This is a genomic window from Winslowiella toletana (assembly GCF_017875465.1).
Classification (GTDB): domain Bacteria; phylum Pseudomonadota; class Gammaproteobacteria; order Enterobacterales; family Enterobacteriaceae; genus Erwinia; species Erwinia toletana.
In genome coordinates, this window is the sequence record NZ_JAGGMQ010000001.1 from 2,285,063 (window position 1) to 2,300,586 (window position 15,524).

Sequence of the window (15,524 nt, forward strand, 5' to 3'; positions counted from 1 at the left end):
GCAGCGTCAGAGATTTACCACACCGTGACGGCGACAGGCGTCGGGTTATATCCGTTACAAGGATTGTTCAGCTGCGGACAGTTCGAAATCAGCACCAGCACATTGATATGCGCCACCAGCTCGACATATTTGCCCGGCGCGGAGATGCCGTCGGCAAAGGTCAGTCCGCCCGCTGCGGTCACCGGCACATTCATAAAGAAATTAATGTTATGGGTGATATCGCGGCGCGTCAGGCCATATTCCGGATGTTCAGCGACCGCCAGCATCCAGCTGTCGCGACAGGCGTGCATATGCCGTTTTTCAAGGTCGTAGCGCACCGTATTACTCTCAGTGGAACAGGCGCCGCCAAGGGTGTCGTGACGGCCACAGGTATCGGCGCTAATCGTCAGCATCGGGCGGTCGTCATTGGAGCGCAGCACGCTGCCCGCGCTCAGAAACACATTACGCTGCCCGCGCAGCGTATCGCTGACGCTATAGCGCTCGGCAGTATCGTCGGCGTTAAAAAACAGCGTATCAGCCGCCTGATTACCTTCGAGATCGGTAATGCGCAGCGTCTGTCCGGCTTCAATGCGCTGCAACCAGTAGTCACCGGCGGCAATGGTATGGTTCAGGCTGGCCAGCGCCGGATTGTTGGAACTCTGTTTGATCATCTGTTTCTCCTTAAAGCGCTGCACCAAGGTGATAAAGCTGGTTATTGCGCAGACCGCGCTGATTTTCATCAGGTTGCAGGCAGATTTCCGGCAGTGGCGCAGGCTCGCCATCAATTACGATACCCAGCGCCCCGCGCGGATAACTGCTGGCGGCGCTCAGCGGGTGCGGACAGGTATGCAGCAGCAGCAGGGTATCCATGGCGAAACGCAGAGTGACCTGCGCGCCTTTCTCCCCCTGGCGAATCAGCTGTAACTCACCGTTATCGCTGCAGTGCACCTCCGCAAAGAAATTGACGCAGGCGGCCATATCGCGTTTGCCGAGGCCATATTTCGCCAGCTCAACCAGAAAACTGTCATAGCCATTCTGGTGCCAGTCATTGCGCGCCTGCTGATAATCACGCGCGCCAAACTGTTCCGCCACCTGGCGGGCATTGGCGGTGCCGCAGACGCTCTCATGCCAGCCGAAGCTGTCCTGCTCGATGCCGCAGAAAATACGTCCCATATCGGAATAGAGACAGTGTCCGGCGGTAAGACGAAACGTGTGCTGACACTTCAGGCTGTCCGGCGCGTTATAGCGCTCCAGCGGGTTATTGGGGTTGTACATCAGCATGCCGACGTTCACCCCGCCCTGCAGATCGGTAAGTTGCAGCGCACTGCCACTGCGCATTAACAGCGACCAGTGTGCGCCTGCGGGCAACCGGGTTTGGTAACGACTACTCATAATGCCTCCTTCAGGCAACCTGTGGTTGCCGCAGTTCTGGCCCGGCAGAGCGATGACTCTCCAGCGGGATATCGTAGGTAATGGTGGCGCCCCAGGCGTCAGGGGCGTGGGGATCGTGACGCAGCTTGTCGAACACCAGCAGCCGCGATCCAAGGGTAAAGCCCTCTTTCAGATCGTGGGTGATCATAAAGATGGTCAGCCCGTGGGTTTGCCACAGTTCGCCGATCAATTGCTGCATTTCGCCGCGAATGCCCGGATCTAACGCGCCAAAAGGCTCATCAAGCAGCAAAATCCGTGGCCGCTTCATCAGCGCCTGCGCCAGCGCCAGACGCTGCTGCATACCGCCGGAAAGCTGATGCGGGTACTTGTTCTGCGCCTGCTCCAGACCTACCTGCGCCAGCATCTCCTGCGCACGCTGCCTGATCACACGCCGTTTTTTGCCCCAGACGCGTCCCAGCCAGCGCGCTTCACTGAACTCATCAGCCAGCATCACATTGCCGATCACCGTCAGATGCGGAAACACTGAGTAGCGCTGAAATACCACGCCGCGATGGGCATCCGGTTCATCCGGCATCGGCTTGCCATCCAGCAGCAGCTGGCCATTGCTCGGGCTTTCGGTTCCCAGCAACATATTGAGAAAAGTGGTTTTGCCACAGCCGGACGCGCCGACAATCGAGACAAACTCTCCCTCCTCGACGCTGATATTCAGCCGTTCCAGCACCACCTGCTGGCCGTAATGTTTTTCCAGATTTTTCAGTTCCAGTAGCGCCATCATTATTTCCCCTGGTTGGCGTGATACCACGGCCAGCAACGGCGGCTAATGGTGCGCAGTAACAGATCGAGCGCGAAGGCCAGCAATGTAATCCACGCCACATACGGCAGGATCACATCCATCGCCAGATAACGACGCATCAGGAAGATGCGGTAGCCCAGCCCTTCGGTGGCGGCAATAGCTTCAGCGGCAATCAGAAACAGCCAGGCTGAACAGAGCGACAGGCGCACCGCATCGAACAGACGCGGCATCAGCTGCGGCAGCACCACCCGCCACATAATCTGCGCGCTATGGCCGCCCAGCGTCTGCGCTTTTACCAGTTGCTCACGCGGGATCGCCTGCACCTGCAGCTGTAAATCACGGGCGATCAGCGGCGTAATACCAATAATAATCAGCACCACTTTCGACAGTTCGCCGAGGCCAAAGCTGATAAACAGAATCGGCAGAATCGCCAGCGGCGGCACCAGCGCAAACAGCGTGATAACCGGCGAAAAAAAGGCGCGGATCACCGGCAGCGCGCCGCAGAACAGCCCGAGCGCCAGCGCCAGCAGCGCGCTCAGCACCACGCCAGTCAGCAGGCGCAGCAGGCTGGCGACGGTATCCACCCATAACAGATACTCGCCGCTACGCGGACTGGGCTGAAACGCCATGCGGTACACCGCTTCGCCCATCGCGTTAAAGCCGGGCAGCAACTTATCCGCCGCATTGACGCTCAGCCGTGCATCCGAAGCCATCAGATAAATCAGCAGCAACGCCAGCAGCGGCAGAAATCCCATCAGATAACGGGTCAACGGCACCGGTTGATAGTTGATTATTTTGCGCATCTGGCGTTCCTCGCTTTAAAGCTGACCGGCTGCGGCAAGTCTGGTGAACTCGTCGGTGAAACGTAATTTGATATTGTCCGCATTGCCCCAGTTTCCGGCCGGGGTGGCGATGCCGACCACATCCGCGCCCGGCGCGCCCTCGCCCAGCAGGCCATGCTTAAACGAGAACTCGGCGACGCGCTGCATGGTGGCCTTCAGCTGTGGCGTGGAAATAAAATCGAGGGTGATTTTGGCATCGCTGAACAGATGCGTGGCGGCAAGTTGCTGCTCGAAACCGGCAAGATCGGTGCCGGACGCCTCGCCCATCTGGGTACGCGCGCTAACGGCGCTGGCGCTACTGCCGGACATGGTTTTCAGGGTTTCATACCAGGCGCCGGTCAGGGCTTTACCCAGCTCAGGATGCTGTTGCAGCGTGGCGGTGTTAACCACCAGCAGGTCGAGGATTTCGCCCGGGATCTGCGCAGAGGAGAAGACCAGATGGCTGCCCGGCTGCTTTTCCGCTTCGGCCAGCAGCGGGTTCCAGGTGACGATCGATTTCACATCGTCGGTGTTAAAGGCGGCAACCAGATCGGCATCCGCGGTATTCACCACTTTAATATCTTTTTCACTCAGGCCGGACTGCTCCAGCGCACGCGCCAGCAGGTAGTGCGATACCGAAAGCTCCACCAGATTAACCGGCTGGCCTTTCAGTGACGCCACGTTACCCGCGCCTTTAAGCAGAATGCCGTCGTTACCGTTGGAGTAGTCGCCAACGATCAGCGCAGTGCTGTCAACGCCGCCGGTGGCCGGAATGGTCAGCGCATCCATATTGGTCATGGTGCAGCCGTCAAAGCCACCGGCGGTGTACTGGTTTACCGACTCGATATAGTCATTCACCTGCACAAACTGGATATCGATGCCGTACTTATCCGCCCATTTTTTGACAATACCGCTCTGCCGGGCGTAATCCCACGGCATCCAGCCCGCATAGATTGACCAGCAGATTTTAAATGAAGGTTTTGCCGCAAAGGCATTTACGCTGAACAGCGCGATGGTGCAGAGAAGTAGCAGTCGTTGGCAGGCTTTAAACATGGTGGTTCCTCTGACGTTGGCGGAAGAATAAATAGCAGGAGGCAGCGAGCGATGTTCGCGCTATCCTCCCGGGCTTTTATCCCGCCGTGTAACCGCCAGAGGGCGGTCGGTCACTCTCGGACCAGCGTCTTGCGACCGGAACCCTAGTGACCCATTTGCAAATTGTGTGGCGACACCGGTATTCCTCCGCTATCGCTCCTGCATGTCATCAGTAACAAGCAAAATGGATACCAGGTTGGTAATCATCTGTTTTATATCGTTTATTATGCGGAGAGTTGAAGAACAAGCACCATAAACGCACCTCAATGCGGCATATCTGCACCAATCCGACGCAATCGCCTGGCGCTTATTATCAGCTGGAGCAGTAGCGTTAAATTCGCGGCGAAAAAATAATTGCCGTTTAAATTCAACAATCTGGATTAAAAATCATCCAATCCGATCCGAACCAATTAATAATTGGTTCATATCTTGCCTGTGCTTACTTAGCGACGTTGCGCAATTGATAGCCAGATTATCCGGTTCCGCGCAGCTAAGACCCTTTTTCTGATGCAAAGATAAGCGAACCAATTATGGGTGATACGCCAGCAAGCGCGGCCAACTCCAGCTCAGCGCTGGACAAGCTACGGCAATTGATTCTGCAACATGATATTCAGCCCGACCAGGCGCTGCCGGCCGAGCGTGAGCTGGCCGAGCGTTTTGCCGTCGGACGCCGCGAAATCCGCCGCGCCCTCGACGTGCTGGAAGAAGAGGGACGCATCTGGCGCAAGCAGGGGAAAGGCACCTTTGTCGGCCCGGCCGCGCCGGTACAACCGCTGGTGCTACAGGATCTGCCGCAGCAGTCGAATCTGCTGGAAGTGATGGAAGCGCGCATTCAACTGGAACCAGGGCTGGCCCGTCTGGCGGCGTTGCGCGCCAGCAAAGAGCAAATTGCCCTGATGCAGCGCCTGCTGGAGCGAATGCATCACATCACCCTTAATGATGGCGATCAGCATGAGCTGTGGGACAGCGCCTTTCATCGCGCCATCGCCGAAGCGGCTGGCAATCGTCTGATGCTCGGCCTGTTTGACGCCATTGATGCGGTGCGGCGCGAACCCGCCTGGCAACATCTGCGTGAGCAGGCGACGCTGGCGATTGCCTCGGCGATTATTACTGAAGCCAGCCTGTCATTTCTGGGCCTTGGACAGCAGCCGCCCGATCCGTCGTGGGGTGCGATGCTGAACACCGCCAAAGGTTATCTGGAACAGGCGCCCTGGATGTCGATTTTTCCGGGAATTGCCATTTTTCTCACCGTGCAGGGCTTTAATCTGCTGGGAGATGGACTGCGCGACGCACTCGATCCGCGCAACGACTGAAAATTAAGGAATAGCGATGAGTGGAGAAGTTGATTTTAACGTCGGGTATCCCTCCTGGCGTGCGCCGATGATGGGGCGCAATGCGGTGGCCACCTCGCAGCCGCTGGCTGCCCAGGCCGGACTGCGGATGTTGCAACAGGGCGGTAATGCGGTAGATGCGGCAATTGCCACCGCCATGGCGCTGACGGTAGTGGAGCCGACCGGCAACGGTATCGGCAGCGATGCCTTCGCCATTGTCTGGGATGGCCAGCAGCTGCATGCGCTGAATGCTTCTGGTCGCGCGCCAGCGGCGTGGAAACAGGAGGATTTTGCCCATCTCTCCGCGATGCCGGAAACCGGCTGGGATGCGGTTACCGTGCCGGGCGCGGTGTCAGCATGGGTCGAGCTGGCCGCACGTTTTGGCAGCTTACCGCTGACCACGCTGGCGCAACCAGCGATTGAGTATGCGCGCAACGGCTTTCCGGTGTCGCCACTCATCGGCGAGCTGTGGCAGCGCGGCTATAACAAATTACGCGATCAGCCGGGTTTCAGCGCCTGCTTTGCGCCCGAGGGGCGTCCGCCGCGCACTGGCGAACTGTTCCGCAATCCGGCGCAGGCCGATACGCTGGAGAAAATCGCCGTCACTAACGGCGAGGCATTCTACCGTGGCGAACTGGCGGAAAAAATTGTCGCCTGCGCTCGTGAGCATAATGCGTCACTGACTCTCGACGATCTGAAAAACCATCAGGCCGACTGGGTGACCCTGTTGTCGCGTCCATTTGCCGGTGGTTCAGTGCATGAACTGCCGCCGAATGGCCAGGGAATTGCCACCCTGATGGCGCTGGGGATTCTTGAACAGTGGGATATTGGCAGCTATCAGCCGGATTCGGTGGCCTGGCTGCATCTGTCGATTGAGGCGATGAAGCTGGCGCTGGTCGATCTTGACCGCTATATCGCCGATGAGGATCATCTGGAGTTTCCGGCGGAGCTGCTGCTGAGCGACGAATATCTGCAAAGCCGCGCCGCGTTGATCGACCCGACCAAAGCCGGCGATTTTACCTTTGGCGCACCCAGCCAAAGCGGCACGGTTTATCTCTCTGTTGCCGACGCCAGCGGTATGATGGTGTCGTTTATTCAGTCCAACTATATGGGCTTTGGTTCCGGCGTAGTGGTGCCTGGCACCGGCATCAGCCTGCAGAACCGTGGCGCGGGCTTTGCAACCGATAAAGCGCATCCTAATGTGGTGGCGGGTGGCAAGCGTCCGTTTCACACCATTATTCCGGCCTTTGCGCTGGATAGCGATGGTCAGCCACTGATGTCATTTGGCCTGATGGGCGGTCCGATGCAGGCGCAGGGACATTTACAACTGGCGCTGCGCATTATGCTGCATAAACAGAATCCGCAGGCGGCGATCGATGCGCCGCGCTGGCGAATTGTCGCCGGACGTGAAGTGAGCGTTGAGGCATCAATCGATCGCAATACGCTGGCGGCACTGCGCGCGATGGGCCATAAACTGGTGGTGGAAGATCCGCTGCAAAGTTATAACTTTGGCGGCGCACAGGTAATAGTGCGCGATCCGCAGGGCTTTTATATCGCCGCCACGGAAAGCCGTAAAGATGGACAGGCGCTGGTGTTTTAATCTGTTCCGGGGCCGGTAATCGCTGGCCCCAGATTTGTTTTACAATTTGCTTATCTCTTCAGATAAGTAAAATCCTTCACATATCTGCGTCTACTATCAAAGCGTTCAGGACTCATAACTACAACAAGCACCCGGTACGCTTCTCCAGAAATAAACGTCGGATAGTCATAATCAATGCAATACCCTGAGCTGACCGCCTCATACAAATAATTATCTGAGAATCCTCGGCTCCATTCTGCTGTTGCTCCGGCTCCCTGCCGATAAATTGCGATACCCACCAGCTGTCGTGGATAAGAAACATCATCAGGCACACTAAAGCATGGACGGTTATTTTGCAGCGTCACGGTTGCATCATAATCAGATGACTTTTCAAAAACTCCGCAGGCTTGTAACGCAAAAATCAGCATTAATATAATTCGCTTTGCCAGGGCGATTACCTGCCTTTTTAGCCTAACCATAATACTCATTCCTTGAGTGATGGCAGAGGAAAGAACAGATATCACAGAATGGCGCTGCTAAAGAAAATATGAGGCCATTTTTTGTCCCGACTCACAGAAAATGACGCTGAAGAAAGGCGCTGCAAGGGTATTCAGCGCAGGCACATTAGACTATCCTTTAGGCACGACAAAACATGCTATTGAACGGCGTTATCAACCAGATAACCGTTTACAAGACAGGAGTTTATTTATGGCGACTGGAATCTCCCGTGTCTGGACCCGCGTATGGGTGCCACTGACGGCACTGTTTCTCGTCTTTCAGCTGACCGGCTGTGGCGATAAAGAGCCGGATCAGCGCAAAGCCTTTATCGATTTTCTGCAAAACACGGTGATGCGCAGCGGCGAACATCTGCCAGCGCTGAGCGAAGATCAAAAACAGAAGATGGGTAACTACGCCAGTGATTACGCCATCCTGTACGGCTTCTCACAACAGGTAAATAAAGCGGTAGATGACGGCATGAAGCCAGTAGTCGATGAACTGGCGGCGATTCGCGTGCCGCAGGACTATCTGACTCGCCGTAACTCACTGCGTCAGGCCAGCGGTTCGCTAAATGTACTGGCGCAACAGATCCAGAGCGCCAAAAGCCAGGCAGATAGCAGCATAGCAGCGCTAAAACAGCCTGACGATTTAAAAGCGGTCTATCAGACGGTATACAGCAAAGTGGTGACACAACCAGCTGATTCACTGATTCCTCTGCTACCCGCGTTGCAGTCGCTGAGCCAGGATGTATTGCAGGCGGGTGACTATCTGCAACAGCAGGGTGCGGCAGTCAGCTTTAATAACAGTGCGGTGCAATTCTCTACCCGCGAACAGGCGGCACAGTACAACACCATTATGAGCAATATGTCGTCTAAAACCCAGGCGTTAACTCAGGCGCAAAGTGCCGTGCAGGGTGGTTTCCAGTAACGGCGAAAAAAGTCATCCTCCCCGATGCCTTAGCGCTGAAAATGCGTCGAAACCAGCGTAATTTTCTTACAGCTTTTACTTTGTCGAATAAGCCGCTCGATCAATCTGTGATCGGGCGCATTTCGGGCCAAAAATAAATTGTGATGGCAGTCACAATTTAGCAACAAACCATCCGCCCTTTTTCGTGATTTAAGTCACATTTGATGACTTATATAGTTCAATTATTAGCCACCGTCCTTTTTTTACACGATAAATATGTGATCTGTATCACTAAAATCACCCCTAAAGCCCCTGCTGTAATGTGATATAGATCACACTTAACCCCCTGAACTACGCAGCGTCATATTCGCGTGCTAGAGTCCGCTTGCATACAGTAATGGTGTTACACCGACGGCTCCCCGCCGAAACGTCTCATACAAAATTCAACGCGCTCTCTTATTCGTCAGCGCGTACCAATAAGGGGTGTTTTTTTATGTCCTCATCAGATTTCAAGATCAAGGTACAGAGCTTTGGTCGCTTTCTGAGTAATATGGTAATGCCAAATATCGGGGCGTTTATCGCCTGGGGTATTATTACCGCTCTGTTTATTCCAACTGGCTGGCTGCCAAACGAAACGCTGGCCAAGCTGGTAGGCCCAATGATTACCTACCTGCTGCCACTGCTGATCGGTTATACCGGTGGTCGTCTGGTAGGTGGCGATCGCGGCGGTGTGGTCGGTGCCATTACCACCATGGGTGTGATTGTCGGCGCCGATATGCCAATGTTCCTTGGCGCGATGATTGCCGGTCCGCTGGGCGGCTGGGCAATCAAACACTTCGACCGCCTGGTCGACGGCAAGATTAAAAGCGGTTTCGAAATGCTGGTTAACAACTTCTCTGCCGGTATTATCGGTATGTTGTTGGCTATCCTGTCATTCCTCGCTATCGGTCCACTGGTTGAAGGCCTGTCGCATATTCTCGCCGCGGGTGTAAACCTGATGGTGCAGAACAACCTGCTGCCACTGACTTCCATCTTTGTCGAACCGGCGAAAATCCTGTTCCTTAATAACGCCATTAACCACGGTATCTTCTCGCCACTGGGTATCCAGCAGGCCAGCGAAGCGGGCAAATCGATCTTCTTCCTGATCGAAGCGAACCCGGGTCCGGGTATGGGCGTATTGATGGCTTATGTGTTCTTTGGTCGTGGTAACGCCAAGCAGTCTGCGGGCGGCGCGGCAATTATCCACTTCCTCGGCGGTATCCACGAAATCTACTTCCCGTATGTGCTGATGAACCCGCGTCTGATTATCGCGGTTATCCTCGGTGGTATGACTGGCGTGTTTACCCTGACACTGCTGAACGGTGGCCTGGTTTCACCCGCATCACCCGGTTCAATCCTCGCGGTGCTGGCAATGACGCCAAAAGGCGCTTACTTCGCCAATATCGTGGCAATTGCCGCCGCCTTTGCCGTCTCCTTCGTGGTTTCCGCTGTGCTGTTGAAAACCAGCAAAGTGAAAGAAGAGGACGATATCGAAGCGGCTGCCCGTCGTGTGCAGGATATGAAAGCGCAGTCAAAAGGCCAGAGCGGAGCAACTGCGGTTACCGCTGCGGATGGTCTGAACAGCGACCTGAGCCACGTGCGTAAAATCATCGTTGCCTGTGATGCCGGTATGGGTTCCAGCGCCATGGGCGCCGGCGTGCTGCGCAAGAAAGTGAACGATGCCGGTCTGACCATTATCACGGTGACCAATAGCGCCATTAACAGCCTGCCAGGCGACGTCGATCTGGTGATTACTCACCGCGATCTGACTGAACGTGCGATGCGCCAGGCGCCTCATGCCCAGCATATTTCGCTGAGCAACTTCCTCGACAGCGGTTTGTATACCGATCTGACCGCGCGTCTGGTAGATGCCAATCGTTCTGCGGGCCATCGTGACAAAGTGATGACCACGCTCAATGACAGCTTCGACGCCGGGCAGGATCATCTGTTTAAACTGAGCGAGAGCAATATCTTCCTCGGTCTGCAGGCGAGCGAGAAAGAACAGGCGATTCGCTTTGCCGGTGAGCAGCTGGTGAAAGGCGGTTATGTCGAGCCGGAATATGTGCAGGCGATGCTGGATCGCGAGAAATTGACCCCAACCTATCTCGGTGAGTCGATTGCAGTGCCGCACGGTACGGTTGAAGCGAAAGACCGCGTACTGAAAACCGGTGTGGTGTTCTGCCAGTATCCACAGGGCGTACGTTTTGGCGAAGAAGAGGACGACATTGCGCGTCTGGTTATTGGTATCGCCGCACGTAATAATGAGCACATCCAGGTAATCACCAGCCTGACCAACGCACTGGACGATGACAGCGTGATTGAGAAGCTGGCTTCTACCACCAATGTGCAGGACGTTCTGGATATTCTGTCAGGTAAAAAACCCGCCTGATTTTGTCGCAGGCGCGAAGGTATTTCCCAGGGGCTGAGCATGCCCAGCCCTTTATTCGGGCCAGGCATGCCTGGCCCTTACGTTATTGAGGTGGGTAACAGCATGAAAGCTTTGCATTTTGGCGCAGGTAATATTGGCCGCGGTTTTATTGGTAAATTGCTGGCGGATGCCGGTATCGAACTGGTTTTCGCCGATGTGAATCAGGCAGTGCTGGATGAACTGAACGCACGTCACGAATATCCGGTGCATGTGGTGGGCGAGAATGCCCAGGTTGAGATTGTTAAAGGCGTCAGCGCGGTTAACAGCACCAGTGATGAGATTATCGCGCTGATTGCTGAGGTTGATATCGTTACCACGGCGGTTGGTCCACAGATCCTCGAGCGTATCGCCGGTAGCGTCGCCAAAGGGCTGGCCAAACGCAGTGATAGCGCTAATGTCCGTCCGTTAAACATTATTGCCTGTGAAAATATGGTGCGTGGCACCAGCCAGCTTAAACAGCACGTAATGAAAGCGCTGCCAGAGCAGTATCACGCCTGGGTCGAGCAACATGTCGGTTTTGTTGATTCCGCCGTCGACCGTATCGTACCGCCATCCGCCGCAGGCAGCACTGATGTGCTGGAAGTGACGGTAGAGACCTTTAGCGAGTGGATCGTCGATAAAACCCAGTTTAAAGGCCCGCTGCCAGCCATTGCGGGCATGGAACTGACCGACAATCTGATGGCGTTTGTCGAACGCAAACTGTTTACCCTCAACACCGGCCATGCCATTACCGCTTACCTCGGCCAGATGGCGGGACACCAGACGATTCGTGAAGCGATTCTTGATGAGAAAGTGCGTCAGGTGGTTAAAGGGGCGATGCAGGAGAGCGGTGCAGTGCTGATCAAACGTTATGGTTTTGACGCCGCTAAACATGCTGCCTATATCGAAAAAATCCTTAGCCGCTTTGAAAACCCGTATCTGAAAGATGACGTTGAGCGCGTAGGCCGTCAGCCGCTGCGTAAACTGAGCGCTGGCGATCGCCTGATCAAGCCCACCCTCGGCACGCTGGAGTACCAGTTGCCGCATGACAATCTGGTGCTCGGTATCGCCGCCGCGCTGCATTATCGCAGCGATCAGGATCCACAAGCGCAGGAGCTGGTTGCACTGCTGGAAAAATCAGGTCCGCAGGCGACCCTGGCGCAGGTGTCAGGTCTTGACGCCAACAGCGATGTGGTTCTCGCTGCGGTGAAAGCTTACAACGCTAACGCATAACTGACGTTGCAGACAGCGAACCCCGGAGAGCATCGGGAGCACAGTTTTGCTGTGCTCCCGGGCGCAATGACAGATATGCAGGCCATAATGGAAGAGAAGCAGGCTTTTGAAAATCGGGTGCTTGAGCGCCTGAATGCCGGTCGTTCGGTGAGAAGCTTTCTGATCGCCGCGGTGGAGCTATTGGCCGAAGCGGTAAACCTGCTGGTGATGCAAGTATTCCGCAAAGATGATTATGCGGTGAAATACGCCGTCGAGCCGCTGCTGTTGGGTAATGGCCCGCTGGGAGAGCTGTCGGTGCGCCTGAAGCTGATTTACGGTCTTGGGGTGATTAACCGCAACGAGTATGAAGATTGTGAACTGCTGATGGCGTTGCGTGAAGAACTGAATGACGACCGCACCGAATACCGCTTTACCGATGATGAAATTCTCGGCCCTTTTGGCGAACTGCATTGCGTTAGCGCTTTGCCGCCGCCGCCGCAATTTGCCAGCGAAGATGAAGAACTGCGCGCCATGCAGCGTCAGCGCTATCAGCAAGTGGTGCGCTCCACCATGGTGCTGTCACTGACCGAGCTGATTTCCCGCATCAGCCTCAAACAAGCCTTTAAAAAGTAACGCCGCGAAAGCGCTATTTTTCGTGTATCCTTTGCCGCATAGCGTCAATTTATCAGGTATAAATCATGAAAGAACAGGAAAAAGCAGAAATCAAACGTCTGAGCGATCAGCTTGATGCCCTTAATCACAAAGAGCCTGCCCTGCTGGCATCAGGTGAACCAGAGAAACTCGGCGAATTGCTGCGCGAGAAAGACAAGCTGATTGAAGAGATCGAACGTCTGAAAGGCGTGCGCGTGCAGAAGCTGAGTAAAGAAGCTGAAAAGCTGCAGCAGTTACCTTTTAGCCGTGCGATTACCAAAAAAGAGCAGGCGGATATGGGTAGCCTGAAAAAAGCCGTGCGTGGCATTGTGGTGGTGCACCCGATGACTGCACTGGGCCGCGAAATGGGTCTGCAGGAAGTGACCGGTTTTGCTAAGAAAGCGTTTTAATTTGCAGCAGGGGCGGCGGCATTAAGCCGTCCCTGGGCTGTATTGAGTCGGCAAAAACCCGTTATTGTTTCTGGTTTTTCAGCCAGCACCGAAGTCATAAATTGTTTTGATGCACCACCTCTCCCCCCGCGCTTTCAGCGTTATCTTGTAGTGCCATTCCTCGGCCCTGACTAATCTCATTCTCTGACATTGCTGCGGCCAGCAAACATCATCGGGAGAGGGAAAAATGCCCGTCATAATCGATTCACCCAACACCTGGTCTCCCTTCAGCCTGCCTGCCGGTCAGGAGGCCAAATACCAAACTCCCGGTGCTCCATTAGATGAAGGACTAAAACAACGGGCGCGCAACAATGATAACTTCAGTATCGATTATCTGTTCACGTTAGCCTGTGAAAACAGCCTCCAGTCCCCCGAGGCTGAGTCATTTATTTTTGATTTATATACCGGTAAACAGGGTGTTACCGCAGACAACCAGCTGAGTGTTCAGCTGGGCAAGGACGCTTTGAAAATGGTCGAAATAGTGCAGGCCAGGAACAAACAAAAACCTGCGCATGATCAATGGCAAATTCCGATCAAAATCCTGATGATGGCGGGTTTTGAAACAAACAGTCTCTCCAGCCTGCGCGAGAATATTGTTGCCGATATCAAGCGGCAGCTACCGCCGCAGCTCACCAATGCGATTAGCGATAACGGTTATCAGATCGATTCTGCGATTTTCGACCCTAACCGCTATATCACCTCAGCGGAACTGGACTCCGTCTCCGGGTTATTAAACCGCAAGCAGAGCCGCGTCGCATTCCATAATGCCATCGGTATTCCTGAGGCTGAGCCGCATTGCGGCGCACTCATTACGCAAATGGCGGCAGGCTTGTCGCACAATAATCAGCCCGGCTTCGCGGTCGACTTTAAACCGCTTTTGTTCCGCGAACACTGGGTGTTGTTTGGTACTTATACCCGCTCAGACGGGCAAAAACAGTCGATAGTCTTTGATAGTCTCGACTATCTGAACGCCAGTGAAAAAGCCTGGCTGGATCGCCTTGCCGGGGCCAGTGATACCAGCAGCCCGTTATTTTTGCAGAAAAACCTGCAGGAGAATGCCCCCAACGCTTGCGGTTTATTGGTGGCGAAAGCGATGCAGGCAATTGCGGATAACCCCAGCGAGCCTGAACAGGCGTTGCAAAAATTTATTCAGGAATTTAGCGCACTGGATAACAGCGAGCAGCAGCTATTTAATCTGCGCGGACGCGCGGAGATGTATGGCGCATTAGTGGATAATCTCTCTCAGTCTGGCAGTTAACCAGACTGAGAGAGACACAGGGGGGATTACTTCTTACCGTATTTCGCTTCTAAGGTTGCAAACCATGGCGCAATAAAGTCATCGGTCTGGCCCCAGCCCGGAATGATTTTACTCAGGCTGGCGACGTTAACCGCACCCTGCTGACTGTTGAGCAAAGCTTGCGGAATAGCAGCCGCTTTAAACTCATAGCTGGCAGGCGTTTTTTCACCGGCAATCTTATTGGCGATCAGACGCATATTCACTGCGCCAATCAGTTTGGTGTCCACCGCGACGCTGCTTACCCACGGGCTTTTCGGCTCGCGCATCAGTTGCAGATCCTGATTGGAGATATCAATGCTGTAGAGTTTAATCTCAGTACGACCATTCTCCTGCAGCGCTTTATAAGCCCCCTGGCTGAAGGCATCCCAGGTTCCCCAGATGGCATCGATTTTTCCTTTCGGATACTTAGCCAGAATCGCGCCGACTTTATTGGCGGTATCGCCCTGCACATCAGAAGAGACCGCGCCAATCGACTCCAGCTGATGGATTTCCGGGTAAGTCTTCTGTAGCTTTTCAAACTCTGCCTGACGACGTTCCATCGCCGGGAAACCGGCAACCCACAGCTTGACGATATTCGCCTTGCCGTTGAAATCTTTCGCCAGCTGGCTGATCGAGAGATTCGCCAGCGAGGCGTCATCCTGCTGAGAAACCGTCACGCCCGGCACATCACTGTTTACCGGCGTATCGAATACCGTCACTTTAATCCCGGCGTCAGCGATACGTTTTACCAGCGCGGTAGAGTAAGGGTCACGACCGTGGGAGAGGATAATACCGTCATACTTCTGGCTAATCGCCTGATTAACGAAATCCTGAAAGCGCGCGTCATCACCGTTGCTCAGAAAGGTGCTGACCTTAAAGCCGAGCTTTCTCCCTTCCTGAATCGCGCCCGCGACAAACTGGGTGGTATTGTCGTCAGAACCGAGGTTGCGGATCACCGCCACGCGGATCGGACCGTCATGATTAGCGATAGCTGCCGGGACAGGGGTTGGGGTTTCCGCGGCAAATGCAGGTAACGCGGTCAGCAGGCTCAGCGCCAGCAGCGATGTTGTGAGTTTTTTCATTATAATTCTCTGTGTTG

General features: G+C 54.8%; 15 protein-coding genes and 1 riboswitch. Of the genes, 8 read left to right on the top strand and 7 right to left on the bottom strand.

The genetic code is table 11. The features are described from left to right. Nucleotides 1–14 precede the first annotated feature (14 nt). The 5 genes from J2125_RS10670 to J2125_RS10690 are packed head-to-tail and all read right to left on the bottom strand — an operon-like array spanning nt 15 to nt 4,038. Nucleotides 15–650, bottom strand: coding sequence for an urea amidolyase associated protein UAAP2 (locus J2125_RS10670; RefSeq protein ID WP_017799709.1), 636 nt, complete (start codon nt 648–650; stop codon nt 15–17). A 10-nt stretch (nt 651–660) separates the two neighbouring features. Beyond that, entirely contained in the window at nt 661–1,371 is a 711-nt protein-coding gene (locus tag J2125_RS10675) for an urea amidolyase associated protein UAAP1 (protein ID WP_017799710.1), read from the bottom strand. Nucleotides 1,372–1,381: 10 nt separating this feature from the next. Continuing rightward, nucleotides 1,382–2,143: an ABC transporter ATP-binding protein gene (locus tag J2125_RS10680; RefSeq protein WP_026111517.1), complete on the bottom strand. Its 762-nt coding sequence runs from the start codon at nt 2,141–2,143 to the stop codon at nt 1,382–1,384. Between the two features lie 2 nt (nt 2,144–2,145). Beyond that, nucleotides 2,146–2,967: an ABC transporter permease gene (locus tag J2125_RS10685; RefSeq protein ID WP_017799712.1), complete on the bottom strand. Its 822-nt coding sequence runs from the start codon at nt 2,965–2,967 to the stop codon at nt 2,146–2,148. A gap of 15 nt (nt 2,968–2,982) precedes the next feature. Next, nucleotides 2,983–4,038, bottom strand: coding sequence for a putative urea ABC transporter substrate-binding protein (locus J2125_RS10690; protein ID WP_017799713.1), 1,056 nt, complete (start codon nt 4,036–4,038; stop codon nt 2,983–2,985). Between the two features lie 63 nt (nt 4,039–4,101). Beyond that, a riboswitch (guanidine-I (ykkC/yxkD leader) is annotated at nt 4,102–4,196 on the bottom strand. A 411-nt stretch (nt 4,197–4,607) separates the two neighbouring features. Between J2125_RS10690 and J2125_RS10695 the strand changes: the two genes are divergently transcribed. Then, a complete protein-coding gene (locus J2125_RS10695; RefSeq protein WP_244987147.1) occupies nt 4,608–5,390 on the top strand; it encodes a GntR family transcriptional regulator in 783 nt (260 codons plus the stop codon). Nucleotides 5,391–5,406: 16 nt separating this feature from the next. Further along, nucleotides 5,407–7,008 (top strand): gamma-glutamyltransferase family protein, encoded by a 1,602-nt coding sequence (locus J2125_RS10705; protein WP_017799720.1) that lies wholly within the window; start codon nt 5,407–5,409, stop codon nt 7,006–7,008. 50 nt (nt 7,009–7,058) lie between these two features. On the opposite strand, the gene J2125_RS10710 is transcribed toward J2125_RS10705, so the two are convergent. Further along, entirely contained in the window at nt 7,059–7,466 is a 408-nt protein-coding gene (locus J2125_RS10710; protein ID WP_017799721.1) for a putative T6SS immunity periplasmic lipoprotein, read from the bottom strand. 229 nt (nt 7,467–7,695) lie between these two features. Between J2125_RS10710 and J2125_RS10715 the strand changes: the two genes are divergently transcribed. The 6 genes from J2125_RS10715 (at nt 7,696) to J2125_RS10740 (ending at nt 14,407) form a co-directional block, all read left to right on the top strand. Continuing rightward, nucleotides 7,696–8,412: a DUF3053 domain-containing protein gene (locus tag J2125_RS10715; protein WP_017799722.1), complete on the top strand. Its 717-nt coding sequence runs from the start codon at nt 7,696–7,698 to the stop codon at nt 8,410–8,412. 472 nt (nt 8,413–8,884) lie between these two features. Beyond that, nucleotides 8,885–10,819, top strand: a complete 1,935-nt coding sequence (locus tag J2125_RS10720) for a PTS mannitol transporter subunit IICBA (protein ID WP_017799723.1) — start codon at nt 8,885–8,887, stop codon at nt 10,817–10,819. Between the two features lie 102 nt (nt 10,820–10,921). Then, the gene (gene mtlD, locus J2125_RS10725; RefSeq protein WP_026111518.1) at nt 10,922–12,070 is read left to right on the top strand and encodes a mannitol-1-phosphate 5-dehydrogenase; all 1,149 of its coding nucleotides are present in this window, start codon (nt 10,922–10,924) and stop codon (nt 12,068–12,070) included. A 66-nt stretch (nt 12,071–12,136) separates the two neighbouring features. Then, nucleotides 12,137–12,682, top strand: a complete 546-nt coding sequence (gene mtlR, locus J2125_RS10730; protein ID WP_071590488.1) for a mannitol operon repressor MtlR — start codon at nt 12,137–12,139, stop codon at nt 12,680–12,682. A gap of 65 nt (nt 12,683–12,747) precedes the next feature. Further along, nucleotides 12,748–13,110 (top strand): YibL family ribosome-associated protein, encoded by a 363-nt coding sequence (locus J2125_RS10735; RefSeq protein ID WP_209499495.1) that lies wholly within the window; start codon nt 12,748–12,750, stop codon nt 13,108–13,110. A 226-nt stretch (nt 13,111–13,336) separates the two neighbouring features. Further along, nucleotides 13,337–14,407, top strand: a complete 1,071-nt coding sequence (locus J2125_RS10740; RefSeq protein WP_017799727.1) for a C48 family peptidase — start codon at nt 13,337–13,339, stop codon at nt 14,405–14,407. A gap of 26 nt (nt 14,408–14,433) precedes the next feature. On the opposite strand, the gene J2125_RS10745 is transcribed toward J2125_RS10740, so the two are convergent. After that, nucleotides 14,434–15,507 carry a sugar ABC transporter substrate-binding protein gene (locus J2125_RS10745; protein ID WP_017799728.1) on the bottom strand — a complete coding sequence of 358 codons (1,074 nt, stop codon included), beginning with the start codon at nt 15,505–15,507 and terminating at the stop codon, nt 14,434–14,436. Between the last annotated feature and the right edge of the window lie 17 nt (nt 15,508–15,524).

What these genes read in the sequence shown, in the direction of transcription:
- mtlD (WP_026111518.1), top strand. Translation starts at nt 10,922, where the DNA reads ATGAAAGCTTTGCATTTTGGCGCAGGTAATATTGGCCGCGGTTTTATT.
- J2125_RS10735 (WP_209499495.1), top strand. Translation starts at nt 12,748, where the DNA reads ATGAAAGAACAGGAAAAAGCAGAAATCAAACGTCTGAGCGATCAGCTT.
- J2125_RS10680 (WP_026111517.1), bottom strand. Translation starts at nt 2,143, where the DNA reads ATGGCGCTACTGGAACTGAAAAATCTGGAAAAACATTACGGCCAGCAG.
- J2125_RS10675 (WP_017799710.1), bottom strand. Translation starts at nt 1,371, where the DNA reads ATGAGTAGTCGTTACCAAACCCGGTTGCCCGCAGGCGCACACTGGTCG.
- J2125_RS10745 (WP_017799728.1), bottom strand. Translation starts at nt 15,507, where the DNA reads ATGAAAAAACTCACAACATCGCTGCTGGCGCTGAGCCTGCTGACCGCG.
- mtlR (WP_071590488.1), top strand. Translation starts at nt 12,137, where the DNA reads ATGACAGATATGCAGGCCATAATGGAAGAGAAGCAGGCTTTTGAAAAT.
- J2125_RS10670 (WP_017799709.1), bottom strand. Translation starts at nt 650, where the DNA reads ATGATCAAACAGAGTTCCAACAATCCGGCGCTGGCCAGCCTGAACCAT.
- J2125_RS10690 (WP_017799713.1), bottom strand. Translation starts at nt 4,038, where the DNA reads ATGTTTAAAGCCTGCCAACGACTGCTACTTCTCTGCACCATCGCGCTG.
- J2125_RS10715 (WP_017799722.1), top strand. Translation starts at nt 7,696, where the DNA reads ATGGCGACTGGAATCTCCCGTGTCTGGACCCGCGTATGGGTGCCACTG.
- J2125_RS10740 (WP_017799727.1), top strand. Translation starts at nt 13,337, where the DNA reads ATGCCCGTCATAATCGATTCACCCAACACCTGGTCTCCCTTCAGCCTG.
- J2125_RS10720 (WP_017799723.1), top strand. Translation starts at nt 8,885, where the DNA reads ATGTCCTCATCAGATTTCAAGATCAAGGTACAGAGCTTTGGTCGCTTT.
- J2125_RS10705 (WP_017799720.1), top strand. Translation starts at nt 5,407, where the DNA reads ATGAGTGGAGAAGTTGATTTTAACGTCGGGTATCCCTCCTGGCGTGCG.
- J2125_RS10710 (WP_017799721.1), bottom strand. Translation starts at nt 7,466, where the DNA reads ATGGTTAGGCTAAAAAGGCAGGTAATCGCCCTGGCAAAGCGAATTATA.
- J2125_RS10695 (WP_244987147.1), top strand. Translation starts at nt 4,608, where the DNA reads ATGGGTGATACGCCAGCAAGCGCGGCCAACTCCAGCTCAGCGCTGGAC.
- J2125_RS10685 (WP_017799712.1), bottom strand. Translation starts at nt 2,967, where the DNA reads ATGCGCAAAATAATCAACTATCAACCGGTGCCGTTGACCCGTTATCTG.